This window comes from Demequina silvatica, from assembly GCF_000971215.1.
Taxonomy (GTDB): domain Bacteria; phylum Actinomycetota; class Actinomycetes; order Actinomycetales; family Demequinaceae; genus Demequina; species Demequina silvatica.
Genome location: NZ_BBMA01000004.1, coordinates 232,411 through 253,530 on the forward strand (window position 1 = coordinate 232,411; position 21,120 = coordinate 253,530).

General features: G+C 73.0%; 17 protein-coding genes and 1 pseudogene. 6 read left to right on the top strand and 12 right to left on the bottom strand.

Going from position 1 to position 21,120, the window contains the following annotated elements; all coding sequences use genetic code 11:
• Positions 1–18 precede the first annotated feature (18 nt).
• Positions 19–1,455: an NADP-dependent phosphogluconate dehydrogenase gene (gene gnd, locus AOM05_RS06970; RefSeq protein ID WP_062520647.1), complete on the bottom strand. Its 1,437-nt coding sequence runs from the start codon at positions 1,453–1,455 to the stop codon at positions 19–21.
• Between the two features lie 105 nt (positions 1,456–1,560).
• Here gnd and AOM05_RS06975 point away from each other — a divergent pair, with 105 nt between their 5' ends.
• Together AOM05_RS06975 and AOM05_RS06980 are read left to right on the top strand one after the other, a co-directional pair.
• Positions 1,561–2,115, top strand: coding sequence for a DUF3000 domain-containing protein (locus AOM05_RS06975; protein WP_062520649.1), 555 nt, complete (start codon positions 1,561–1,563; stop codon positions 2,113–2,115).
• On the top strand, positions 2,112–3,392 hold the full coding sequence (locus tag AOM05_RS06980) for an HRDC domain-containing protein (RefSeq protein ID WP_062520651.1): 1,281 nt from the start codon (positions 2,112–2,114) through the stop codon (positions 3,390–3,392). Before AOM05_RS06975 ends, AOM05_RS06980 begins: the two co-directional genes overlap by 4 nt.
• 232 nt (positions 3,393–3,624) lie before the next feature.
• Here AOM05_RS06980 and dxs read toward each other — a convergent pair whose 3' ends face one another.
• From dxs to AOM05_RS07000, 4 genes are all read right to left on the bottom strand, one after another.
• Positions 3,625–5,487 (bottom strand): 1-deoxy-D-xylulose-5-phosphate synthase, encoded by a 1,863-nt coding sequence (dxs, locus tag AOM05_RS06985; RefSeq protein ID WP_062520653.1) that lies wholly within the window; start codon positions 5,485–5,487, stop codon positions 3,625–3,627.
• Between the two features lie 183 nt (positions 5,488–5,670).
• On the bottom strand, positions 5,671–8,466 hold the full coding sequence (acnA, locus tag AOM05_RS06990) for an aconitate hydratase AcnA (protein ID WP_062520654.1): 2,796 nt from the start codon (positions 8,464–8,466) through the stop codon (positions 5,671–5,673).
• Between the two features lie 87 nt (positions 8,467–8,553).
• Positions 8,554–9,750 carry a class I SAM-dependent RNA methyltransferase gene (locus AOM05_RS06995; RefSeq protein WP_062520657.1) on the bottom strand — a complete coding sequence of 399 codons (1,197 nt, stop codon included), beginning with the start codon at positions 9,748–9,750 and terminating at the stop codon, positions 8,554–8,556.
• Positions 9,743–11,662: an APC family permease gene (locus tag AOM05_RS07000; RefSeq protein WP_169746731.1), complete on the bottom strand. Its 1,920-nt coding sequence runs from the start codon at positions 11,660–11,662 to the stop codon at positions 9,743–9,745. The genes AOM05_RS06995 and AOM05_RS07000 overlap by 8 nt, the downstream gene beginning before the upstream one ends.
• 56 nt (positions 11,663–11,718) lie before the next feature.
• On the opposite strand from AOM05_RS07000, the pseudogene AOM05_RS14745 reads away from it, so the two are divergent.
• Positions 11,719–11,991 (top strand): annotated as a pseudogene (locus AOM05_RS14745) (NAD-binding protein); the annotation flags it as partial.
• A 71-nt stretch (positions 11,992–12,062) separates the two neighbouring features.
• A complete protein-coding gene (locus AOM05_RS07010) occupies positions 12,063–13,052 on the top strand; it encodes a potassium channel family protein (protein WP_439644559.1) in 990 nt (329 codons plus the stop codon).
• Here AOM05_RS07010 and AOM05_RS07015 read toward each other — a convergent pair.
• The 5 genes from AOM05_RS07015 to AOM05_RS07035 all read right to left on the bottom strand — a co-directional run bounded on the left by AOM05_RS07015 (position 12,970) and on the right by AOM05_RS07035 (position 15,628).
• A complete protein-coding gene (locus tag AOM05_RS07015; RefSeq protein ID WP_062520664.1) occupies positions 12,970–13,644 on the bottom strand; it encodes a DUF3159 domain-containing protein in 675 nt (224 codons plus the stop codon). The genes AOM05_RS07010 and AOM05_RS07015 overlap by 83 nt on opposite strands.
• A complete protein-coding gene (locus tag AOM05_RS07020; RefSeq protein ID WP_062520666.1) occupies positions 13,641–13,925 on the bottom strand; it encodes an OB-fold nucleic acid binding domain-containing protein in 285 nt (94 codons plus the stop codon). Before AOM05_RS07020 ends, AOM05_RS07015 begins: the two co-directional genes overlap by 4 nt.
• The gene (dut, locus tag AOM05_RS07025) at positions 13,922–14,380 is read right to left on the bottom strand and encodes a dUTP diphosphatase (protein ID WP_062520668.1); all 459 of its coding nucleotides are present in this window, start codon (positions 14,378–14,380) and stop codon (positions 13,922–13,924) included. Before dut ends, AOM05_RS07020 begins: the two co-directional genes overlap by 4 nt.
• 3 nt (positions 14,381–14,383) lie before the next feature.
• Positions 14,384–14,683, bottom strand: a complete 300-nt coding sequence (locus tag AOM05_RS07030) for a DUF4193 domain-containing protein (protein ID WP_062293544.1) — start codon at positions 14,681–14,683, stop codon at positions 14,384–14,386.
• Between the two features lie 138 nt (positions 14,684–14,821).
• Complete coding sequence (locus AOM05_RS07035) at positions 14,822–15,628, bottom strand: inositol monophosphatase family protein (RefSeq protein WP_062520670.1); 807 nt, start codon at positions 15,626–15,628, stop codon at positions 14,822–14,824.
• A gap of 84 nt (positions 15,629–15,712) precedes the next feature.
• Between AOM05_RS07035 and sepH the strand changes: the two genes are divergently transcribed.
• Entirely contained in the window at positions 15,713–16,762 is a 1,050-nt protein-coding gene (gene sepH / locus AOM05_RS07040; RefSeq protein ID WP_062520672.1) for a septation protein SepH, read from the top strand.
• Positions 16,763–16,769: 7 nt separating this feature from the next.
• Here sepH and AOM05_RS07045 read toward each other — a convergent pair whose 3' ends face one another.
• A complete protein-coding gene (locus tag AOM05_RS07045) occupies positions 16,770–17,939 on the bottom strand; it encodes an alkaline phosphatase family protein (protein WP_062520674.1) in 1,170 nt (389 codons plus the stop codon).
• A complete protein-coding gene (locus AOM05_RS07050) occupies positions 17,936–18,502 on the bottom strand; it encodes a DUF5998 family protein (RefSeq protein WP_156165086.1) in 567 nt (188 codons plus the stop codon). Before AOM05_RS07050 ends, AOM05_RS07045 begins: the two co-directional genes overlap by 4 nt.
• Before the next feature lie 155 nt (positions 18,503–18,657).
• Here AOM05_RS07050 and AOM05_RS07055 point away from each other — a divergent pair, with 155 nt between their 5' ends.
• Entirely contained in the window at positions 18,658–21,105 is a 2,448-nt protein-coding gene (locus AOM05_RS07055) for a DNA gyrase/topoisomerase IV subunit A (RefSeq protein WP_062520676.1), read from the top strand.
• Positions 21,106–21,120: the final 15 nt, after the last annotated feature.

A 21,120-nucleotide genomic window follows, 5' to 3' on the forward strand; every position in this document is an offset into this window, starting at 1 on the left:
GCATCGTCCCGTCCGCCGTTACGCGGAGATCTCGGTCCGGTCGCCCGACCACTGCGTGTGGAAGGTGCCGTCCATGTCGACGCGCTTGTAGGTGTGCGCGCCGAAGAAGTCGCGCTGACCCTGGATCAGCGCGGCGGGCAGGCGCTCGGCACGCAGCGAGTCGTAGTACGAGAGCGACGAGGAGAACGCCGGGGCGGGCACGCCGGTGAGCGCGGCCTGCGCCACCACGCGGCGCCAGGCGCCCACGCCGTTCGCGATCGCGTCCGAGAAGTACGGGTCGACCAGCAGCGTCGGCAGGTCGGCGTCGCGCTGGAACGCGTCGGTGATGCGGTCGAGGAAGCGGGCGCGGATGATGCAGCCGGCGCGCCAGATCTTCGCCATGTCGCCGAGCGTGATGTCCCAGCCGAACTCCTCGGAGGCGGCGCGGATCTGGTCGAAGCCCTGCGCGTACGCGACCACCTTGGACGCGTAGAGCGCGAGGCGCACGTCCTCGATGAAGCCCTCGCGGTTGTTGATGTGGAAGTCGCCGGTCGACGCGGTGAGCACGTCGCGGGCCGCTGCGCGCTGCGCCACCTGCGAGGAGATCGCGCGGGCGAACGTGGCCTCGGCGATGCCGGTGACCGGGACGCCCAGGTCGAGCGCGGACTTGACGGTCCAGCGGCCGGTGCCCTTCTGGCCGGCCTCGTCCTTGATGACGTCGACGAGCGCCTTCCCGGTCTTCGCGTCGGTCTGGCGCAGCACCTCGGCGGTGATCTCGATGAGGAAGGACTCCAGGTCGCCCTGGTTCCACTCGGCGAAGATGTCCGCGATCTCGGCGGGCTCGAGGTCCAGGCCGGTGCGGAGCAGGTCGTAGGCCTCGCCGATCAGCTGCATGTCGGCGTACTCGATGCCGTTGTGCACCATCTTGACGAAGTGGCCGGCGCCGTCGGGGCCGATGTGCACGCAGCACGGGGTGCCGTCCTCCGCCTTCGCGGCGATCTTCTCGAGGATCGGGCCGAGCGTCACGTAGGACTCGGCGGGGCCGCCGGGCATGATCGAGGGGCCGAGCAGCGCGCCCTCCTCGCCGCCCGAGACGCCGGAGCCCACGAAGTGCAGGCCCTTCGCGGCGAGGTCCTTCTCGCGGCGCATGGTGTCCGTGTAGAGCGCGTTGCCCGCGTCCACGATGATGTCGCCCTTCTCGAGCAGCCCGGTGAGCTGGTCGATGACGGCGTCGGTGGGGCCACCCGCCTGCACCATGATCACGACGGTGCGCGGCACCTGCAGCGACGCCACGAACTCCTCGAGCGTCTCCGAGCCGATGAAGTCGCCCTCGTCGCCGTGGTCGGCGATCAGCGAGCGCATCTTCTCGGGCGAGCGGTTGTGCACCGCCACCGTGAATCCGTTGCGAGCAAAGTTGCGGGCCAGGTTGCGGCCCATGACCGCGAGGCCGGTCACACCGATCTGAGCGAGCGCCATCGTCCATCCTTCAAGGGAGGTTGCCGGGGTACGGGGCCAGCCTAGACGCTCGCATCGAGCGTGGCGTACGCGGGCCGCAGGGGGCCGCGGGCATAGGCTCCGCTTATGGCCAGCGATCTCAGCGAGGCGCCTGCGGACTTCCGCGAGGCGCTCCTGTCGCTGCGCGACGCCCCCACGCATCCCTCGGTGCGCCTCACCGAGGTGCCCGCGCCGCACCGCATCGCCCCCTATGCCGCCGCGATCAGCGGCGAGATCGAGGACCTCGAGGCGTCGGGCCGGTTCGTCATCCTTCACGACCCCGACGGCCAGGCCGCGTGGGAGGGGACGATGCGCATCGTCGCCCTCGTGAAGGCGACGGCAGATCCGGAGATAGGCCGCGACGAGCTCTGGGGAGACGTCGCATGGTCCTGGCTGTCGGAGTCCCTCGCGCGTGCGCCCCATCGCGCGCGCGGCGGTACCGTGACCAAGGTGACCTCGCAGTCCTTCGGTGAGATGGGCGACCGACCGGACGAGGTCAACATCGAGCTGCGGGCGTCCTGGACGCCCACCACCACCGATCTCGCCCCGCACATCGCGGCGTGGACGGATCTCATGGCAGCGTGCGCCGGCGTCCCCCCGACGCCGCACGGCGTCCGCACCCTGCCGGGAAGGACCCAGTGACCGAGCCGACCGCCGCATCGTCCACCACGGACGATGCGCCCGCCGCCATCCCGCTCACCGCACCCGCGGACGGCGTGCCCCCCATCATCGACACCCCCGAGGCGCTCGCCGAGGCGTGCGCGGCCTTCGCCGCCGGCACCGGCCCGGTCGCGGCCGACGCCGAGAGGGCCTCCGGATTCCGTTACGGCCAAGGCACCTACCTCGCGCAGTTCAAGCGCGAGGGCGCGGGCATCGCGCTGATCGACACGGCCGCGCTGCCGGACCTGTCGAGCTTCGGGGAGGCGCTCGGCGACGCCGAGTGGATCTTCCACGCCGCGAGCCAGGACCTGCCCGGCATGCGCGACCTCGGCATGACCCCCGCCAAGGTGTTCGACACCGAGCTGGGCGCACGTCTGCTCGGCTGGCCGCGCGTGGGCCTCGCCGCCGTGGTCGAGCGCGAGCTCGGCTTCGCGCTGGCCAAGGAGCACTCGGCGCAGGACTGGTCCACGCGGCCGCTCCCCCACGACTGGCTGGTCTACGCGGCGCTCGACGTCGAGGTGCTGCTCGACCTGCGCGACCGCCTGGCCGCCCACCTCGAGGCCGCCGGCAAGCTCGAGTGGGCCGAGCAGGAGTTCGAGGCGGTGCGCCTCGCTCCCCCGCCCGAGCCCCGCGAGGAGCCGTGGCGCCGCACCTCCGGCTCGCACATGGTGCGCGACCAGCGCGGCCTCGCGATCGTCCGGTCGCTGTGGGAGGCGCGCGACAAGGAGGCCCGCCGCCGCGACGTCTCCCCCGGCCGGGTGCTGCGGGACCAGGCGATCGTGGCGGCCGCGCAGGCGAAGCCCGCCTCGCTCGACGCGCTCCTCGGGGTGCGTGAGTTCCAGTCCAAGGGCACCAAGCGCCGCGCGCCCCAGTGGTACAAGGCCATCGAGGAGGCCATGACGCTTCCCGACAAGGCGCTGCCGTCGCGCCGCGCCCCCCAGGGTGACGGGCCGCCGCAGCAGCGGATGTGGAAGGACAAGCGTCCCGAGGCGTTCGTGCGGCTGAGCGCGGCGCGCGAGCGCATCACGGCGCTGGTCGAGCGCCTCGAGATCCCTGCCGAGAACCTGCTCCAGCCCGACGCCCTGCGCCGCACCTGTTGGGAGTACGTCGACGGCGGCGAGCCGTGGATCCGCGACTTCCTCGCGGGCCGCGGGGCGCGCGAGTGGCAGATCGAGCTGGTCGCGCCCGAGCTCGGCCAGGCGTTCGCGGCGCCTGTCGCGCCTTCGCCCGCGTCCACGGCGACCTCGCCGGAGGACTGAACCGGCGCATCGTCCCGGCGCTGGCGCGCGCCAGGGGGACCTGAGCGACGGTTCCGGCGGTTGGCGGAATCCTGTGGGGAACTGAGCGACGTGGCCTCGACCGGTCGGTGGCCACGTCGCTCAATTCCCCACAGGAGGCACAGACCTCCCGAAAGCGTCGGTGAGTTCCCCGCAGCGCGCGGAGCGCGGTGCAGGTGCGCAGTGCGGGGCGCCGCCGGGAGCGCGCCGCCCCTCAGTCCTGCTGCAGCGCCGCCAGGGTCTCGGCGGCGATGGCGCTCGGGTCCAGCCCGAGCTCGTCGACCAGCTGCGCGCGCGACGCGTGCTGGAGGAACTCGCGCGGGATGCCGTGGTGCGCCCACGCGGCTCCCAGCCCCGCGAGCCGCGCGTACTGCGCCCACTCCTCGCCGATGCCGGCGTCGGTGAGCCCGTCCTCGACCGTGACGACCAGCTCGGCGCCCGCGACCAGCTCCGCCAGCCCCGACGGCACCGGATGCACCCACGTCGCCGTCGCGGCCACGGTGTCGATCCCGTCCGCGGCGATCTTCTCCGCCGCCTCCACGGCCGTGTGCGCCATCGAGCCCAGACCCACCACCACCACGCGGGGCGAGTCGCCGTGCTCCGCGAGCACGTCGAGGTCCCCGACGGACCGCAGCGCGGGCAGCGGCTCCGCCACGGCGCCCTTGGGGTAGCGGACCACCGTGGGCGCGTCGTCGACGTCGAGCGCGTCGCGGAAGGCCTGGCGCAGCGTCGGCTCGTCCCGCGGAGCCGCGAGGCGCAGGCCCGGCACGTGACGCAGCAGCGCCATGTCCCACATGCCGTTGTGGCTGGGGCCGTCGTCGCCGGTCAGCCCGGCCCGGTCCAGCATGAACGTGACTCCGGCGCGGTGCAGCGCGACGTCCATGAGCAGCTGGTCGAACGCGCGGTTGAGGAACGTCGCGTAGACAGCGACCACCGGGTGCAGCCCGGCGTAGGCGAGGCCGGCGGCGCTCGTGACCGCGTGCTGCTCCGCGATGCCCACGTCGATCACGCGCGACGGGTACGCGTCCGCGAACGGCTGCAGCCCCACCGGCGCGAGCATCGCCGCGGTGATCGCGACCACGTCGGGGCGGTCCTCCGCGACGGCGCAGATCTCGTCCGCGAACACCGACGTCCACCCGAAGCGCGACGGCTCGATCGGCAGCCCCGTCTCGGGGTGGATCTTGCCCACCGCGTGGAAGCGGTCGGCGACGTCCTGCTCGGCGGGCGAGTATCCGCGCCCCTTCTCCGTGAGGACGTGCACGATGACGGGGCCCGCGAAGTCGTGCGCCTGGTGCAGGGCGCGCTCGACGTGGCGGAGGTCATGACCGTCGATCGGCCCGATGTACTTGAGCCCCAGGTCCGAGAACACGCCGTCGTCGGTCAGCAGCCCCTTGAGGGCGCGCTTGCCGTGCATGACGGTCTGGTAAGTCCACCCGCGCAGGCGCCCGCGACCCTGGAAGGTGCGCTTGCCCCAGCCCAGGAACTCCTCGTAGCGGCGGTCGACGCGGATGGTGTCGAGCTTGCGCGCGAGCCCGCCGATGGTGGGCGCGTAGGACCGCCCGTTGTCGTTGATCACCACCACCACGCGGTCCTGCGACGCGCCCAGCGAGTTGAGCGCCTCCCATGCCATGCCGCCCGTGAGCGCGCCGTCGCCGATCACGGCCACGGTGGACCGGCCCGTCTCGCCGCGCAGCGTGTGACCGCGCGCGATGCCCGCGGCCCACGACAGCGCCGTGGACGCGTGCGAGTTCTCCACGATGTCGTGGACGCTCTCCTGCCGGTCCGGGTAGCCGGAGATCCCGCCGCGGCGGCGCAGCGTGGAGAAGTCGTGGCGGCCGGTGAGCAGCTTGTGCACGTACGACTGATGGCCCGTGTCGAACACGATCGAGTCGTGCGGCGAGTGGAACACGCGGTGGATGCCGATGGTGAGCTCGACCACGCCCAGGTTCGGGCCCAGGTGGCCGCCCGTGCGGGACACGTTGTCGACCAGGAAGTCGCGGATCTCGCTCGAGAGCTCCGCCAGCTCCTCGTAGGTCAGCCCGCGCAGATCCCGCGGCGACCCGATGCGCTCCAGCACCCGTTGCTCCTCACTCGCTGTTGACGTTCCACTGTACGGCCTCCGGGTCCCGCCGCCCGGCGCGCCGGGCCCGCCCGGGTGACCCGCGCATCGTGCCGGGACGATGCGCGGGTCGCCTTCCGTACAAGACAACCGCGGCCCCGCCCGGCGCATGCCGGGCGGGGCCGTCGGGGCCGCTGCGCGCTACGAGACGAGCGAGCGCAGCACGTACTGCAGGATGCCGCCGTTGCGGAAGTAGTCCGCCTCGCCGGGAGTGTCGATGCGGACCACCGCGTCGAACGTGACGGTGGTGCCGTCGGCCTTCGTGGCCGTCACGGGCAGCGACTTCGGGTGCTCGCCCGCGGAGAACGCGGCGACGCCCGTGATGTCGAAGGTCTCGGTGCCGTCGAGGCCGAGCGACGCGGCGCTCTCCCCCGCCGGGAACTGCAGCGGCAGCACGCCCATGCCGATGAGGTTCGAGCGGTGGATGCGCTCGAAGCTCTCGGTGATGACCGCGCGGACGCCCAGCAGCGACGTGCCCTTGGCCGCCCAGTCGCGCGAGGACCCGGAGCCGTACTCCTTGCCCGCGAGCACCACGAGCGGTACGCCGGCCGCCTGGTATGCGACGGAAGCGTCGTAGATGGTGGTCTGCTCGCCCGTGAGGTGGTCGAGCGTGAAGCCGCCCTCGACGCCGTCGAGGAGCAGGTTCTTCAGGCGGATGTTCGCGAACGTGCCGCGGATCATCACCTCGTGGTTGCCGCGCCGCGAGCCGTACGAGTTGAAGTCCTTGCGGTCCACCCCGTGCTCGGCGAGGTACACGCCGGCGGGGCTGTCGGCCTTGATCGAGCCGGCGGGCGAGATGTGGTCCGTGGTGACCGAGTCGCCGAGCAGCGCAAGCACGCGGGCGCCCGTGATGTCCTCGACGGCCTCGGGCTCCATGCCCATGCCCTCGAAGTACGGGGCCTTGCGCACGTAGGTCGACTCGTCCGACCACTCGAACGTCGCGCCGGCGGGCGTCGGCAGGCTCTGCCAGCGCGAGTCGCCCGCGAACACGTCCGCATAGTCCTTCTCGAACATCTCCTGCGTGATCGACGAGCCGACGATCGACTCCACCTCGGCCGGGTCGGGCCAGATGTCGCGCAGGTACACGTCCTGGCCGTCCGAGCCGGTGCCGAGCGGCTCGTTCTCGAAGTCGTGGTCCATGGTGCCGGCGAGCGCGTACGCGATGACCAGCGGGGGCGACGCGAGGTAGTTCATCTTCACGTCGGGGTTGATGCGGCCCTCGAAGTTGCGGTTACCGGACAGCACCGAGACGACCGCGAGGTCGTTGTCGTTGACCACGTCCGAGACCTCCTGCGGGAGGGGGCCCGAGTTGCCGATGCACGTGGTGCAGCCGTAGCCCACCAGGTGGAAGCCGAGCGCCTCGAGGTCGGGCCAGAGCCCGGCCTTCTCGTAGTAGTCCGTCACCACCTGCGAGCCGGGCGCCATCGACGTCTTGACCCACGGCTTCGAGGTCAGGCCCTTCTCGTTGGCGTTGCGCGCGAGCAGCGCGGCCGCGAGCATCACCGACGGGTTCGACGTGTTGGTGCAGGACGTGATCGACGCGATCACCACGGCGCCGTGGTCGAGCGCGGTCTCCGTGCCGTCGGCGAGCGTGACCGGCACGTGCTTGTGCGGGCGGGTCGTGGTGACGGTGGACGATGCGCGGGCCGGCTCGGGCGCGTCGCCCGCGTGGGCCTCGGCTGCGATCGGGTCGGACGCGGGGAAGGTCTCCTCGACCGACTCGTCGAGGCCGTGCAGGTCCTCGTGCTGCGCGTAGTCGAGGATCGAGCGGCCGAACGCGTTCTTCGCGTCGGTGAGCTCGATGCGGTCCTGCGGGCGCTTGGGTCCCGCGATGGACGGCACCACGGTCGACAGGTCGAGCTCGAGGTACTCGGAGTACGCGGCCTCACGCGACGGGTCGTGCCAGAGGCCCTGCTCCTTGCAGTACGCCTCGACGAGAGCGACCTGCTCGGCGCTGCGGCCGGTGAGGCGCAGGTAGTCGACGGTGACGGCGTCGATCGGGAAGATCGCCGCGGTCGAGCCGAACTCGGGGCTCATGTTGCCGATGGTGGCGCGGTTGGCGAGCGGCACCTGGCCCACGCCCTCGCCGTAGAACTCGACGAACTTGCCCACCACGCCGTGCTGACGCAGCATCTGCGTGATGGTGAGCACCACGTCGGTCGCCGTCGCGCCGGCGGGGATCGCGCCGGTGAGCTTGAAGCCCACCACCTTGGGGATGAGCATCGACACCGGCTGGCCGAGCATCGCCGCCTCGGCCTCGATGCCGCCCACGCCCCAGCCGAGCACGCCCAGGCCGTTGATCATGGTGGTGTGCGAGTCGGTGCCGACGCACGAGTCCGGGTACGCCTGCGTGGCGCCGCCCTTGTCGCGCGTCATGACGCCGCGCGCGAGGTACTCGAGGTTGACCTGGTGGACGATCCCGGTGCCCGGGGGCACCACCTTGAAGTTGTCGAACGCCGTCTGGCCCCAGCGCAGGAACTGGTAGCGCTCGCGGTTGCGCTGGTACTCGAGGTCCGTGTTGCGCTCGAGCGCGTCGCCGCGGCCGAAGATGTCGATGACCACCGAGTGGTCGATCACCAGCTCCGCGGGCGCGAGCGGGTTGATGACGTTCGGGTCGCCGCCCAGCTCGCTCACGGCCTCGCGCATGGTCGCGAGGTCCACCACGCAGGGGACGCCGGTGAAGTCCTGCATCACGACGCGCGCGGGGGTGAACTGGATCTCGGTGTCGGGCTCCGCCTGCGGGTCCCACGCGGCGAGCGCGCGCACGTGGTCCGCGGTGATGTTGGCGCCGTCCTCGGTGCGCAGCAGCGCCTCGGCGAGGATCTTCAGCGAGTACGGGAGGGCGTCCAGCCCCGGAACCGCGTCGAGTCGGAAGATCTCGTACTGCTGCGGGCCCACCTGCAGCGTCGACTTGGATCCAAGGGTGTTCGCGCTCATGCGTCTCCTCCGTGTGGGGTCTCCCGGCGATGGGTCTGGGGCCATCCTATCCACCCCGCTACGGACGCCGTTCCCCCGCCCGCGCCGCTATCCGCGCACGAACGTCGCCACCGTCTCCACGTGGTGCGTCATGGGGAACAGGTCGAACGCCTGCGCCTCCTCGAGCGCGTAGCCGTGGTGGCCCAGCAGCGCGGTGTCGCGGGCGAGCGCGACGGGGTCGCACGCCACGTAGACCACCCGCGCGGCGTTCGTCGCCGCGACGGCGTCGACGGTCTTCGCACCCGCGCCCGAGCGCGGCGGGTCGAGCACGACCACGTCGGCGGTCACCCCGGTTCCGGACAGGAACGCCCTGGTGTCGCCGTGGACGATGCGCGCGCCGGGGAGCCCGTGAGCGTTGCGGCGCGCGTCACGCGAGGCCCGCGCATCCGCCTCGACAGACGTGACGTCGCGACCCGTCGCGGCGAGCGGCACGGTGAACAGGCCCGCGCCCGCGTATAGGTCGAGCACCCGCTCGCCGTCGCCCACGCGCGACAGCACCGCGTCCACCAGGACCGCGGGCGCCTCGACGTGCACCTGCCAGAAGCCCTCGACATCGACCTGGTACGTCCACTCCCCCTGCGCGGTCGCGACGCTCTCGCGCACGCGGCGGGGGGCGTTGTCGCGGTGGTCGGGACGCCCGCCCTTCCACGGCACGCCGTCGACCACGAGGCGGGGCGCCTCGCCGCCGGGGGCGACGGCCTGGACGTGGGACCCCGCGGGGAACCGCGTCGACAGCAGCAGCTCCTCGAGCGCAGGGGCCGCGATGGGCAGGGACGCGAGCGGCCGCAGCTCGCGCGAGCGGTGGAGGTGCATCGAGGCCCGCCCGTCGGGCCCGGCCACCGCGGCCACCCGCGTCCGGTAGCCCAGCCCGGCCCGCACATCGTCCCCCGGCGCGGCGTGGACCTCGCCGGGGAACTCCTGATCGGCGAAGCGAATGAACGCCTCGCGCAGGACGTCGTGCTTCCAGCGCCGCTGCGCGGGCAGCGACACGTGCGCGAGCTCGCCGCCGCCGATCCCGCCGGGTCCCGCCTCGGGCCACGGCGAGTCGACGCGGTCGGGCGACGCGGACAGGATCTCGACGGCGTCGGCGCGCCACAGCCGGGCGTCGTCACCGGCCTCCGTGAGGCGGGCGCGCACGCGCTCACCGGGCAGGGCGTGGCGGACGAACACCACGCGGCCCTCGTGACGGGCGACGCAGTGGCCGCCGTGCGCGACGGCGCCGATCTCGAGCTCGATGTCAGCCACGGTTCGCCGCCTCCTCGGCCGCGAGGTCCACCCGCGGCAGCTCCTGGGTGAAGGCCGCGCCGTCGCCCAGCTCGAGCGAGGACTGCAGGTGCCACGGCACCGCCGCGACCACCACGCGCGGCACGGACAGCAGGCGCGAGCGCAGGCGAAGCGACGCCCGGTTGTGCAGGAAGCGCTCCCACCAGCGGCCCACGATGTACTCGGGCACGTAGACCACGACCATGTCGCGCGGCGACAGCCGGTGGATGGACTTCACGTGGTCGAGCACGGGGCCCACCAGGTCGCGGTACGGCGAGTCGAGGATCACCAGCGGCACGCCCAGGTTGAGCTCGCCCCAGCTGCGCTGGAGCCGCGCGGTGGCGGCGGGATCCACCTGCACGGCGACGGCCTCGAGAGAGGAGTGACGCGCCGCCTTCGCGTACGCGATCGCGCGCAGCGCGGGACGGTGGAGCTGTGCGACCAGCACGATGCCGTGCGTGGCGCTCGGACGCGCCGAGGCGCGGTCGTTGGGCTGGATCGCGAGCTGGCGCGCCACGTCGTCGTAGTGGGCGTGGATGCCGCGCATGAGCAGCACCAGGCCCGCGACGAGCGCGAGGGCGAACCACGCGCCGGCGGCGAAGTTGAACACCGCGATGATGATCCACACGGCGGCGGCCACGATCGCCGCGGCGACGTGGAGCACGCGCGTGCCCTTCATCCGCAGCCGCGAGCGGCCCGACGGCTCGAGCGCGATGCGCAGCGACTGGTAGCGCACCATCGCGAACTGGCTCAGCACGATCGCGGCGAACGCGCCGATGAGGTACATGTGCACCAGCTGGTCGAGCCGCGCGCCGGTGACCACCACGATCACCGCGGACGCGCCCGCCACCCACAGCACGCCGCCGCGGAACACCAGGCGCTCGCTCTGCTGCGACAGCTGGCGCGGCAGGTAGGAGTCGCGCGCGAGCAGCGACGTGAGGCGCGAGAAGCGGCGGAACACCGCGGAGGCCGCCGAGTACAGGATCGCGATCGCGGGCAGCGCGACCACCCACACGGGCCACGTCGACTCGAAGATGCGGTCGGTGGCCTGGAGCAGCACCGGCCCGGACTGCCAGCCGGAGACGCGGTAGCGCCACACCATCAGGGTGACGGCGAGGAAGCCGGCGGCGCCCGCGAGCACGGCGAGGATCAGCGTGCGGCCGGCGCGCTTGGCGCGCGGCTCGGCGTGCTGCGGCGCGGACGACGCGAGGTGCTCGATGCCGGTGAGCATCACCGCGCCCGACGCGATGGCTCCCGCGAAGGCGATCGCGGAGGACCACGTGGGCTCGGGCGGCGAGGTGGGCGCGACCACGTCGGTGCGAGTGGAGCCGAACGCCACCACCAGCCCGATCACGAGCAGGAAGCCGAACCACACCACCAGCAGCACGCGGGCGCGCTCCTGGATGCCGCGCAGGTGCGCGAGCGTCATCACCAGGATCGAGGCGACCGCGATGGACGTGTGGCGGTCGCTCAGCGACGGCACCACGAACGCGACGAACTGCGCGATGGCCGCGACGGACACGGCCACCGTGAAGACGTAGTCGACCAGGAGCGACGCGCCGGTGACGATCGACGCGGTGGGGCCCAGCTTGTCCGACACGAGGCCGTAGTCGCCGCGCTCGTCGGGGCGCTTGCGCACGTTGGAGCGGTAAGCGAAGCCCAGCAGCACCATGATCGCTACCACGGCCAGCGCCATGACAGGCAGCGTGGACTGCACGCCGCCCTTGCGTAGCGCGTCCACCACCGCGTCGGGGGCGTACGCCACCGTCGACAGCAGGCTCGCGCCGAACACGGGCAGCGCGAGCCGCGTCTTCAGGCCGACGCGCTCGGACCGGCCGGTCGCGATGGGACGCCCGAACACCAGCAGTTTCAGTCGCTCGAGAAACCTCTGCACGTCGCACCATCCTAGGCTCAAGGGGTATACCGTGGGTTGCCGTGCACATCGTGATCATGGGCTGCGGCCGCACGGGAGCGACGTTGGCGACCGAGTTCGAGGCGCGCGGCCACACCGTCGCGGTGATCGACCAGTCGGGCGACGCCTTCCGCAGGCTCCCCCCCACCTTCGAGGGCCAGCGCATCACCGGCATCGGCTTCGACCGCGACACGCTGGTGTCCGCGGGAGTCGAGGACGCCTACGCGTTCGCCGCGGTCTCCGACGGCGACAACTCGAACATCCTCGCCGCGCGCGTGGTGCGCGAGACCTACGGCATCGACAACGTGGTGGCCCGCATCGCGGACTCCGGTCGCGCCGAGGTGTACCGCCGGCTCGGCATCCCCACCGTCGCGCCGGTGCCGTGGACCGCCGCGCAGATCGTCTCGCGGCTCCTGCCCGGCGGCTCCGACGCGCTCTATCACGACCCGAGCGCCGGGGTGAGCCTCAGCAGGCTCCCCCTCGACGCGGGCTGGGTGGGCCATCGCTACTCCGAGCTCGAGACGCGCGCCCGCGCGCGCGTCGCCTACCTGGTGCGGTTCGGCGAGCCGCTGCTGCCCGACCCGGAGACCCTGGTCCAGGAGGGCGACGAGGCGTACTTCACCATGGTGCCCGGCACGGGCGCCGACCCGGCCCGCGTGACGGGCCGCTCCCCGGAGGTGTCCAAGTGAAGGTCATGATCGCGGGCGCAGGCTCCGTGGGCCGGTCGATCGCGCGCGACCTGCTCGAGCACGGGCACGAGGTGCTCCTGGTCGACTCCAACCCCGCGGCCATGCGCGTCGCCCAGGTCGCCGAGGCCGAGTGGATGCTCGCCGACGTGTGCGAGATGTCCGCGCTGCGCGACGCGCAGGTCGAGACCATGGACGTGGTGGTCGCGGCCACCGGCGACGACAAGGCCAACCTCGTGGTGTCCTTCCTCGCCAAGACCGAGTTCGGGGTGCCGCGCACCGTGGCGCGCGTGAACAACCCGCGCAACGAGTGGATGTACGACGCGCAGTGGGGCGTGGACGTCGCCGTGTCGACGCCGCGCATCATGACCGCCATGGTCGAGGAGGCCGTCGCGATCGGCGACCTGGTGCGCGTGTTCACGTTCCGCCAGTCGGGCGCCGCGCTGGTCGAGGTGACGCTGCCTGCCTCGTCACCCGTCGTCGGGGTGCTGCTGCGCGAGATCCAGTGGCCCGTCGACATCGTCCTCGCGACCATCATCCGCGGCGACCGCACCATCGCGCCCACGCCGGACGACACCCTCGAGGCTCACGACGAGCTGCTGTTCATCGTGTCGTCGGAGGCGGATCCTGAGTCTCTCGAGCAGCTCCTGCGTCGCGGGCCAGCAGCCATACGCCCCACAGCGTGAGGGCGAACAGCGGCAGGCCCATCGCGAGCTTGACCGTGCCGAGCACCGCGACCTCGCCCGCGAGGTAGAGCGGCACCTGCACCGCGAGGCGCAGCGCGAACATCGCCGCGAGCACCGCGGATGCGAGCTGGTAGCGACGCATCTCCGCGCGGTCGGCGCGCCACTGCGTGCCCTCGCCCCGGAGCAGCCCCATGACGATCCCGACCACGGGCCAGCGCACCGCCATCGACAGCAGGATGCCGGCCAGGTAGGCGGCGTTGAGCCACAGCCCGGGCACGAAGTACCCGGACGCGTCCCCCGACCGCCACGCCCACACGGCGCCGATCGCGACGCCGACCGCGCCGGAGGCGGCCTGGACGGCGGGTGTGCGCTGGATGAGGCGGACGATGACGAGCACCGCCATCACGGCGCCGGCCGCGATCACGGGGACGCGGAAGCCGCCCCACAGCAGGTACGCGGCGACGAACACCACGCCGGGCAGCGACGACTCGATGAAGCCGCGCCAGCCGCCTACGGCCTCGTGGAGGTCGAAGGACTCGCCGCCGAGCAGGCGTGCCGCGCGGTTGTCCGCGGCGGGCTGCTCCTCGGTCATGCGCTCGCGAGCAGCTCGTAGCGCGGGTTGTACAGGCGCGGCAGCGCGTCGGACTCGCACACCCGGCCCTCGAGGCACAGGCGCGTGCCCGGCCCGATGCCCGGCACCTCGCGGCGGCCCATGAAGACGGCGTCGATGCGGCCCGTGCCGTCCTCGAGCCGCACGGTGAACGCGGGAGGAGCGTCGGACGGCTCCACCTGGACCGCGACCACGCGGCCCTCGACGCGGACCATGCCGCGCGGCTGCGCCTCGGCGATCGTGGTGGTGGCGGTCTCCGTCACGGCGCGACGCCCGTCGCGACGCCCGTCGACCCGAAGCCGCCGTCGCCGCGGTGCGAGCCGGGCAGCGACTCGACGGGCACGAAGGCGGCACGCTCGATGCGCTGGATCACCAGCTGCGCGATGCGGTCGCCCTTCGCCAGGGTGACGGCCTGCGTGGCGTCCGTGTTGAGCAGGGTGACCGCGATCTCGCCGCGGTAGCCGGCGTCGACCGTGCCGGGCGCGTTGACGATGGTGACCCCGTGCTTGGCCGCGAGGCCCGAGCGGGGGTGGACGAACGCGGCGTACCCGTCGGGCAGCGCGATCTTGAGGCCGGTGGGCACGGTGGCCCTCTCCCCCGGCTGGAGCGTCACGTCGATGCGGGTCGTGACGTCCGCCCCCGCGTCACCCGGGTGGGAGTAGCGCGGGAGCGGCACGTCCGGCTCGGTCGTGCTGACCAGGATCTCGAGGTCGGCCATGCGTCAGGCCGCGCACTCCGAGCAGATCGGCTGGTCGTTCTTGAAGGTGGCGAGCTGGCTGCGGTGGTGCACCAGGAAGCAGGACATGCAGGTGAACTCGTCCTGCTGCGCGGGCAGCACGCGGACCGAGAGCTCCTCGCCGGACAGGTCCGCGCCCGGGAGCTCGAAGCCCTCGGCAGCCTCGGTCTCGTCCTCGTCGACCACGCCGGAGGTCTTGTCCGCCCGACGAGCCTTCAGCTCCTCGATCGAGTCGGCCGAGATCTCGTCGTCGGTCTTGCGTGGCGCGTCGTAATCCGTTGCCATGCGGCTTGCGTCCCTTCCTCGATGGTTGCGGCTTGTCAATGCCTGGCGCGGGCGTTTTGTTCCCGCGCGGCTGACGCATTGTGCACCATTCGGCCGAGGAATGCACCTCGTGATCGACCGGCGCGGCGCGGCGCCCCGTCAGAAGGGTCGCGCACCCGCCTCGACCAGGGCGTCCCGGAGCGCGTCCCACGCCTCCGGCATCGCGGCGATGAGCATGTCGGAGTCCGCCGGGCCGCCGTCCGTGCCGGCCACCCGCACGCCGGCCTCCGCGGCGATGAGCGCGCCCGCGGCGAAGTCCCACGGCTGGAGCCCCTGCTCGTAGTACGCGTCCACCAGCCCGGCCGCGACGTGCACCAGGTCGACGGAGGCGGAGCCCAGGCGGCGGATGTCGCGCACCTGCGGCAGCAGCCGCGCCACCACCTGGCCCTGCAGCGCGCGCCTCTCCGCCACGTACTGGAATCCTGTGGCGACGAGCGTACGGTCCAGGGGCGGCGCATCGTCCCTGCGCAGGGGCGCGCCGTCGCGCCACGCGCCCTGGCCGCGCGCGGCCGTCCACAGCACCCCCGCCCCGTCCATCACCGCGCCCGCCTCGATGGTCCAGCGGCGGGGCTCGGGCGGCCCGCTCACCGCGGCGACGCACACCGAGTAGTGCGGGATCCCGTAGAGGTAGTTCACGGTGCCGTCGATCGGGTCCACCACCCACGTGATGCCCGACGTGCCGGGCACGTGGTCGCCCTCCTCGCCCAGCACGCCGTCCTCGGGGCGGAGCTCCGCGAGGCGGTCGCGGATGAGGCGCTCGGCGGCGATGTCCATCTGCGTGACGATGTCGACGGACGAGCTCTTGGTGAGGGCCACGCGCGCGTCGCGCCTGCCCTCGGTGATGAGCCGGCCGGCCTCGGAGGCCAACGCGGACGCGACGTCGAGCAGCTCTGTCGGCGTGGTCATGGTCCACATCGTAGGCGCCGCGCCAATCCGTCCGGCCCGGGGTGTCGTGCGTCCGGTCCGTCCGGCGCGTGGCACCCTGATGCCATGACTCGCCTCACCCTCGTGGGTCCCTCCGAGGACGGCCTTCACCTTGTCGTGGAGGCCGAGTCGGGTGACCGCTTCGAGCTCCCCCTGACCGACGAGCTGCGCCACGCGGTGCGCTACACCAGACCCGCGCGCCGGGCGGCGGAGACGGTCGAGGAGGCCGAGGCGCCCACCATGACGCCGCGCGAGATCCAGCAGCGCATCCGTTCCGGGCTGACCGCCGGTGAGCTCGCCGAGCTCACCGGCATGTCGCTCGCCGCGATCGAGAAGTACGAGGGCCCCGTGGCCGCCGAGCGGCAGTACATCGCGGACCTCGCCCGCGAGACCCGGATCGGCCGCGACCCGAGCGCCCCCCAGCTGGGCGAGCTCGTGACGGACCGCCTCGCCGCGCGCGGCGTGGACCCGGAGTCCGTGGCGTGGGACGCGTGGCGCGAGATCGACGAGCCGTGGCGCGTCGCCGCCGACTACCGCGTGTCCGGCCGAGGCGTGCGCGCCCTGTGGACGTTCGACCACGCCGCCCGCACCGTCACCGCCGAGGACGAGGAGGCCCGCTGGCTCTCCGAGACCGAGCTGCTCGACGTCCCGATCCCCCGCCGCCACCTCAGCGCCGTGCGCGAGAGCGAGGGCGACCTGCTGCGCCCGCTCGAGGCCACCCGGCCGCCCGCCCCCGCGACCGCGGCGACGCCCGTGGTGCGGCAGGACGATGCGGCGGTCGCCGAGCGCATCGCGTTGCCTCCGCGCGTGGAGCCGAGCCCCACCGAGCTGCTGCTCGACGACCTGGACCTGCGCCGCGGCACGCGCGAGACGGTCGACGAGGACGAGGACGACGAGGAGTTCGAGGGATTCGGCCCGGCGGTCCGCGCCCGCGAGGCGGAGACCGGCTTCACGCACCCCGCCGGGCGTGCCCGCGAGGAAGCGACGGCTCCGACCGCCGAGGTGCCTCAGGCGAAGGCTGAGGAGCCCGTCGAGCGCCGCGCGAGCAAGCGCGGACGCGCGTCGGTGCCCAGCTGGGACGAGATCGTCTTCGGCGCGAAGAACGACCAGGGCTGACCCGCCCCTACGCCTCCCCGGCGACCAGGAGCGGCACCTGCAGCTCCTCCTCGGTGAGCGACCCGTGGACACCCACGAGCGCGAGCGCCTGCGCGGTCTGCGTGCGCGAGTCCACCACGGTGGCGCGGCCCGCCATCGCGACCACCACGTCGCCGATCCGCTCCTCGACGTGCCCCGAGACGGGACCGAACAGCCCCAGGCTCACGGCCTCGTCGCGCAGCAGCACCGCCGCGTTGTCCCCCAGCACGTCGCGCCACCTGGCCGCGACCGCGGGGGCGACCCCCGCATCGTCCATGTGAAGGTGCAGCGCGCGCGGCTCCCCCGCCACCAGGCGCACGTCGCGCGCCAGCGCGGGCTCCGCGCCCAGGTCCCAACGGGGCGCGCCGGTGACGTCGACCATGCCGTGGTCCGCGGTCACCACCATCGCGGCGTGGCGGGGCAGGCGGGCGCGCAGGCGGCGCAGCTCCTGGTCGGCGTCCTCGAGCGCGGCCACCCACTCGTCCGACTGCCAGCCGTGCTTGTGGCCGGCGGCGTCGATGTCGCCCCAGTAGCAGTACGTGAGGCCCGGCCTGCGGGCGCGCTGGATCGCCTCGTCGACGCGGTCGGACAGCCGCTCCGCGCCCACGAACTCGCCGCCCGACAGCGCCGCGCGCGTGAGGCCGGAGCCGGCGAAGCGGCGCTTGCCGAGCGAGGCGACGGGGAGGCCGCCCTCGTGCGCGACGCGCATGAGCGAGGGCTCGCGCTGCCACGTGTCCGGGTCGTCGGCGCCCTCCCACGACACGAGGTTCGCGGCGGCGCCCGTCGCCGGGTTGTGCGCCGTGTACCCGGTCATGCCGGTCGCGCCGGACGCGCGGCCCGTGCCGAACAGCGCGAGCGAGGTCGCGGTGGTGGTCGGGAAGCCGGCGGTGATGACGCCTGACTCCGTGGAGCGCAGGAACGGCGCGTGCCCGCGGCGCGCGTCGAGCTGGTGGTGGCCGAGCCCGTCGAGCAGCACCACCACGATGTGGTCCGCGGTGGGGATGCCCAGGCGGATCCGGTCCGCCTCGGCGTCGCGCCCGGTGACCGCGTCGCCCGCGCCCACCGCGGCGAGCGCGCCGGGCAGCACCGCTCCCAGCTCGAGCCCGCCGTAGTCGGGAAGGGACAGCCCGGCGGCGGTCAGCCGCCCGGCGGGATTCACCCCCGCGCCCCGATCGCTCCCTGCAGCACGCCCGCGAAGTCCTGAAGCGCCCGGATCGAGTCCTCGCCGTCGGCGATCATGCTGACGCGCACCAGGATGTCGTCCGAGGTGAGGTTGCCCGTGTAGCCGTGGTCCGCCTCGCAGCTCTCGTCGCCGCACGAGGCGGGCTCGAGATCCACGCGCGAGTGCACGGAGCCGCCGACCGCGAGCACCAGCTCGCTGGGCAGGTCGCCCTCCTTGAACCGCTCCGGCTCGTGCACCACGTGCGTCATCGCGGTGTTGCGGATCGCGGACAGCGCCGTGGTCTCGACGGTCGCGGAGGCCTCGTGGCGCCCCTCGACGGTGTGGCCCGCGCCGTCGTCCATGTGGACGCGCAGCAGGCGCGTGTCGGTGATGACCAGCACGGTCATGTGCCGGCGGACCTCGCGGTCGTCGAACGTGGTCTCCGCGTGGACGAAGTGCGCGCGCACGGTCTCGGCGCCGATCGCGGAACGGAGGACGGAGGTGGCGAGCGCCGGGTAGTACCCCGCGATCCGCACCGCCTGGTCGAGGGTCTGAGCCATGGCCGATATTCTCTCACCTTCGTGGGCTCCCCCACCGCGCATCCCCCAGGGACGATGCGCGGGCCAGGCGGGCGGCCCGCGAGCCTGTGCGCACGTGTCGGACGGACGCGAGACAATACGGGCTGGATCCGGACCCCGAAGAGACGAGGTGGCAGATGGCCGACGCACCCGACGCGCAGATCGTCGATATCGACGTCAGCGCCGAGATGGAGGCGTCGTTCCTCGAGTACGCGTACTCGGTGATCTACTCCCGCGCCCTCCCCGACGCCCGCGACGGCCTCAAGCCCGTCCAGCGGCGCATCGTCTACATGATGCAGGACATGGGCCTGCGTCCCGAGCGCGCCTACGTGAAGTCCGCGCGCGTGGTCGGCGAGGTGATGGGAAAGCTCCACCCCCACGGCGACTCCGCGATCTACGACGCGCTGGTGCGCATGGCGCAGTCCTTCTCGCTGCGCCTGCCCCTGGTCGACGGCCACGGCAACTTCGGCTCGCTCGACGACGGCCCGGCCGCGTCGCGCTACACCGAGTGCCGCCTCGCGCCCGCGTCGATGGTGATGACGGAGAACCTCGACGAGGACGTCGTCGACTTCGTCCCCAACTACGACAACAAGCTGACGCAGCCCGCCGTGCTGCCGTCGGCGATCCCCAACCTGCTGGTCAACGGCGCGGCGGGCATCGCGGTGGGCATGGCGACCAACATGGCGCCGCACAACCTGGTCGAGGTGGTCTCCGCCGCGAAGCACCTGCTGCACCACCCGGGCGCCTCGCTCGAGGAGCTCATGCGGTTCGTGCCCGGGCCCGACCTGCCCACCGGCGGCAAGATCGTGGGGCTCGAGGGCGTCAAGGAGGCCTACGAATCCGGCCGCGGCAAGTTCATCACCCGCGCCACCACGCGCATCGAGAAGGTCACCGCCCGACGCCAGGGGATCGTGGTGACCGAGCTGCCGTACATGGTGGGCCCCGAGAAGGTCATCGAGAAGATCAAGGACGGCGTCTCGTCCAAGAAGCTCGACGGCATCTCCGCGGTCACGGACCTCACGGACCGCCACCACGGCCTGCGCCTGGTCATCGAGATCAAGAACGGCTTCAACCCCGAGGCCGTGCTCGAGAAGCTCTACCGGGTGACGCCGCTCGAGGAGTCCTTCTCCATCAACAACGTCGCGCTCGTGGGCGGCGAGCCTCGCACGCTGGGGCTCAAGGAGCTGCTGCGCGTGTGGGTGGACCACCGCCTCGACGTGGTCCGCCGCCGCAGCGCGTTCCGCCTCAAGGCGCGCCAGGACCGCCTCCACCTGGTGGACGGCCTGCTCATCGCGATCCTCGACATCGACGAGGTCATCCAGATCATCCGCGCCGCCGACGACGCGTCGGTCGCCAGGGAGCGCCTGCGCACCGCGTTCGACCTGTCGGAGATCCAGGCCGAGTACATCCTCGAGCTGCGCCTGCGCCGCCTCACCAAGTTCTCCCGCCTCGAGCTGGAGAACGAGAAGGCGCAGCTGCTCGCCGAGATCGCGGAGCTCCAGGAGATCCTCGGCTCGGACGCCGTCCTGCGCGACGTCGTGGGCCGCGAGATGGACGCCGCCGCGGGCCAGTACGGCACGCCGCGCCGCACCATCCTGCTCGCCGACGGCGGCGCGGTCTCCTCGGCCGCCTCCGTCGCGGGCGCTCCGGCACGAGCCGGCGCCAAGGCCCCGGCCATGTCCCTCGAGATCGAGGACTCGCCCTGCTACGCGATGCTCTCGACCACCGGGCTGGTGGCGCGCACCGCGGAGGACGAGGCCCCGGCCCGCGAGGGCCGCCGCTCCGCCCACGACGCCCTGCGCAGCGTGGTCCACTCGTCCGCCCGCGCGGACGTGGGCGTGGTGACCAGCGCCGGGCGCATCGTCCGCCTGTCGCTGCTCGACGTACCGGCGCTGCCGCCCAGCCAGGAACCGCCGTCGCTCGGCGGCGGCACGCCGGTCGCGGAGCTCGTGGTGCTCGAGCGCGGTGAGGAGGCCGTGGGCCTCGTGCCGCTCGACGGCACCACCCCGGTCGCGATGGGCACCCGCCAGGGCGTGGTCAAGCGCGTGAAGGCGGACGACATCCCGAACAAGGACGTGTGGGAGGCCATCGCGCTCGCCGACGGCGACGTGGTGGTGGGCGCAGGCGCGGCCGCCGACGGCGACGACCTGGTGTTCCTCGCCGACGACGCGAGCATGCTGCACTTCGACGCCGGGAACGTGCGCCCGCAGGGCCGCGCGGGCGGCGGCATGGCGGGCATCAAGCTCGCCGCGGGCGCGAAGGTGATCTTCTTCGGCGTGCTGCGGGCGGGCACCGAGGGCGCCGTCGCGACCATCGCGGGACCGTCCGACGGCCTCCCGGGCGTGGCTGCGGGCACCGCGAAGTGGACCCCCATGTCCGAGTTCCCGGCCAAGGGCCGCGCGACCGGAGGCGTGCGCGCGCACCGCTTCCTCAAGGGCGAGGACGTGCTGCTCCTCGCCTGGGCGGGCCCCACTCCCCCGCGCGCCGCGACGTCCGCGGGTCAGCCGGTCGAGCTGCCGGCCGAGCCGGGCAGGCGCGACGGCTCGGGCGCGAGCCTGCCCACCCCGGTGGCCGGGCTGGGCTGAGCCCGGGTACCGGAG

Coding starts and splice junctions, on each gene's coding strand:
- gnd (WP_062520647.1), bottom strand. CDS start 1,455: ATGGCGCTCGCTCAGATCGGTGTGACCGGCCTCGCGGTCATGGGCCGC.
- AOM05_RS06975 (WP_062520649.1), top strand. CDS start 1,561: ATGGCCAGCGATCTCAGCGAGGCGCCTGCGGACTTCCGCGAGGCGCTC.
- acnA (WP_062520654.1), bottom strand. CDS start 8,466: ATGAGCGCGAACACCCTTGGATCCAAGTCGACGCTGCAGGTGGGCCCG.
- AOM05_RS07015 (WP_062520664.1), bottom strand. CDS start 13,644: ATGACCGAGGAGCAGCCCGCCGCGGACAACCGCGCGGCACGCCTGCTC.
- dut (WP_062520668.1), bottom strand. CDS start 14,380: ATGGCCGACCTCGAGATCCTGGTCAGCACGACCGAGCCGGACGTGCCG.
- AOM05_RS07030 (WP_062293544.1), bottom strand. CDS start 14,683: ATGGCAACGGATTACGACGCGCCACGCAAGACCGACGACGAGATCTCG.
- AOM05_RS07035 (WP_062520670.1), bottom strand. CDS start 15,628: ATGACCACGCCGACAGAGCTGCTCGACGTCGCGTCCGCGTTGGCCTCC.
- sepH (WP_062520672.1), top strand. CDS start 15,713: ATGACTCGCCTCACCCTCGTGGGTCCCTCCGAGGACGGCCTTCACCTT.
- AOM05_RS07050 (WP_156165086.1), bottom strand. CDS start 18,502: ATGGCTCAGACCCTCGACCAGGCGGTGCGGATCGCGGGGTACTACCCG.
- AOM05_RS07055 (WP_062520676.1), top strand. CDS start 18,658: ATGGCCGACGCACCCGACGCGCAGATCGTCGATATCGACGTCAGCGCC.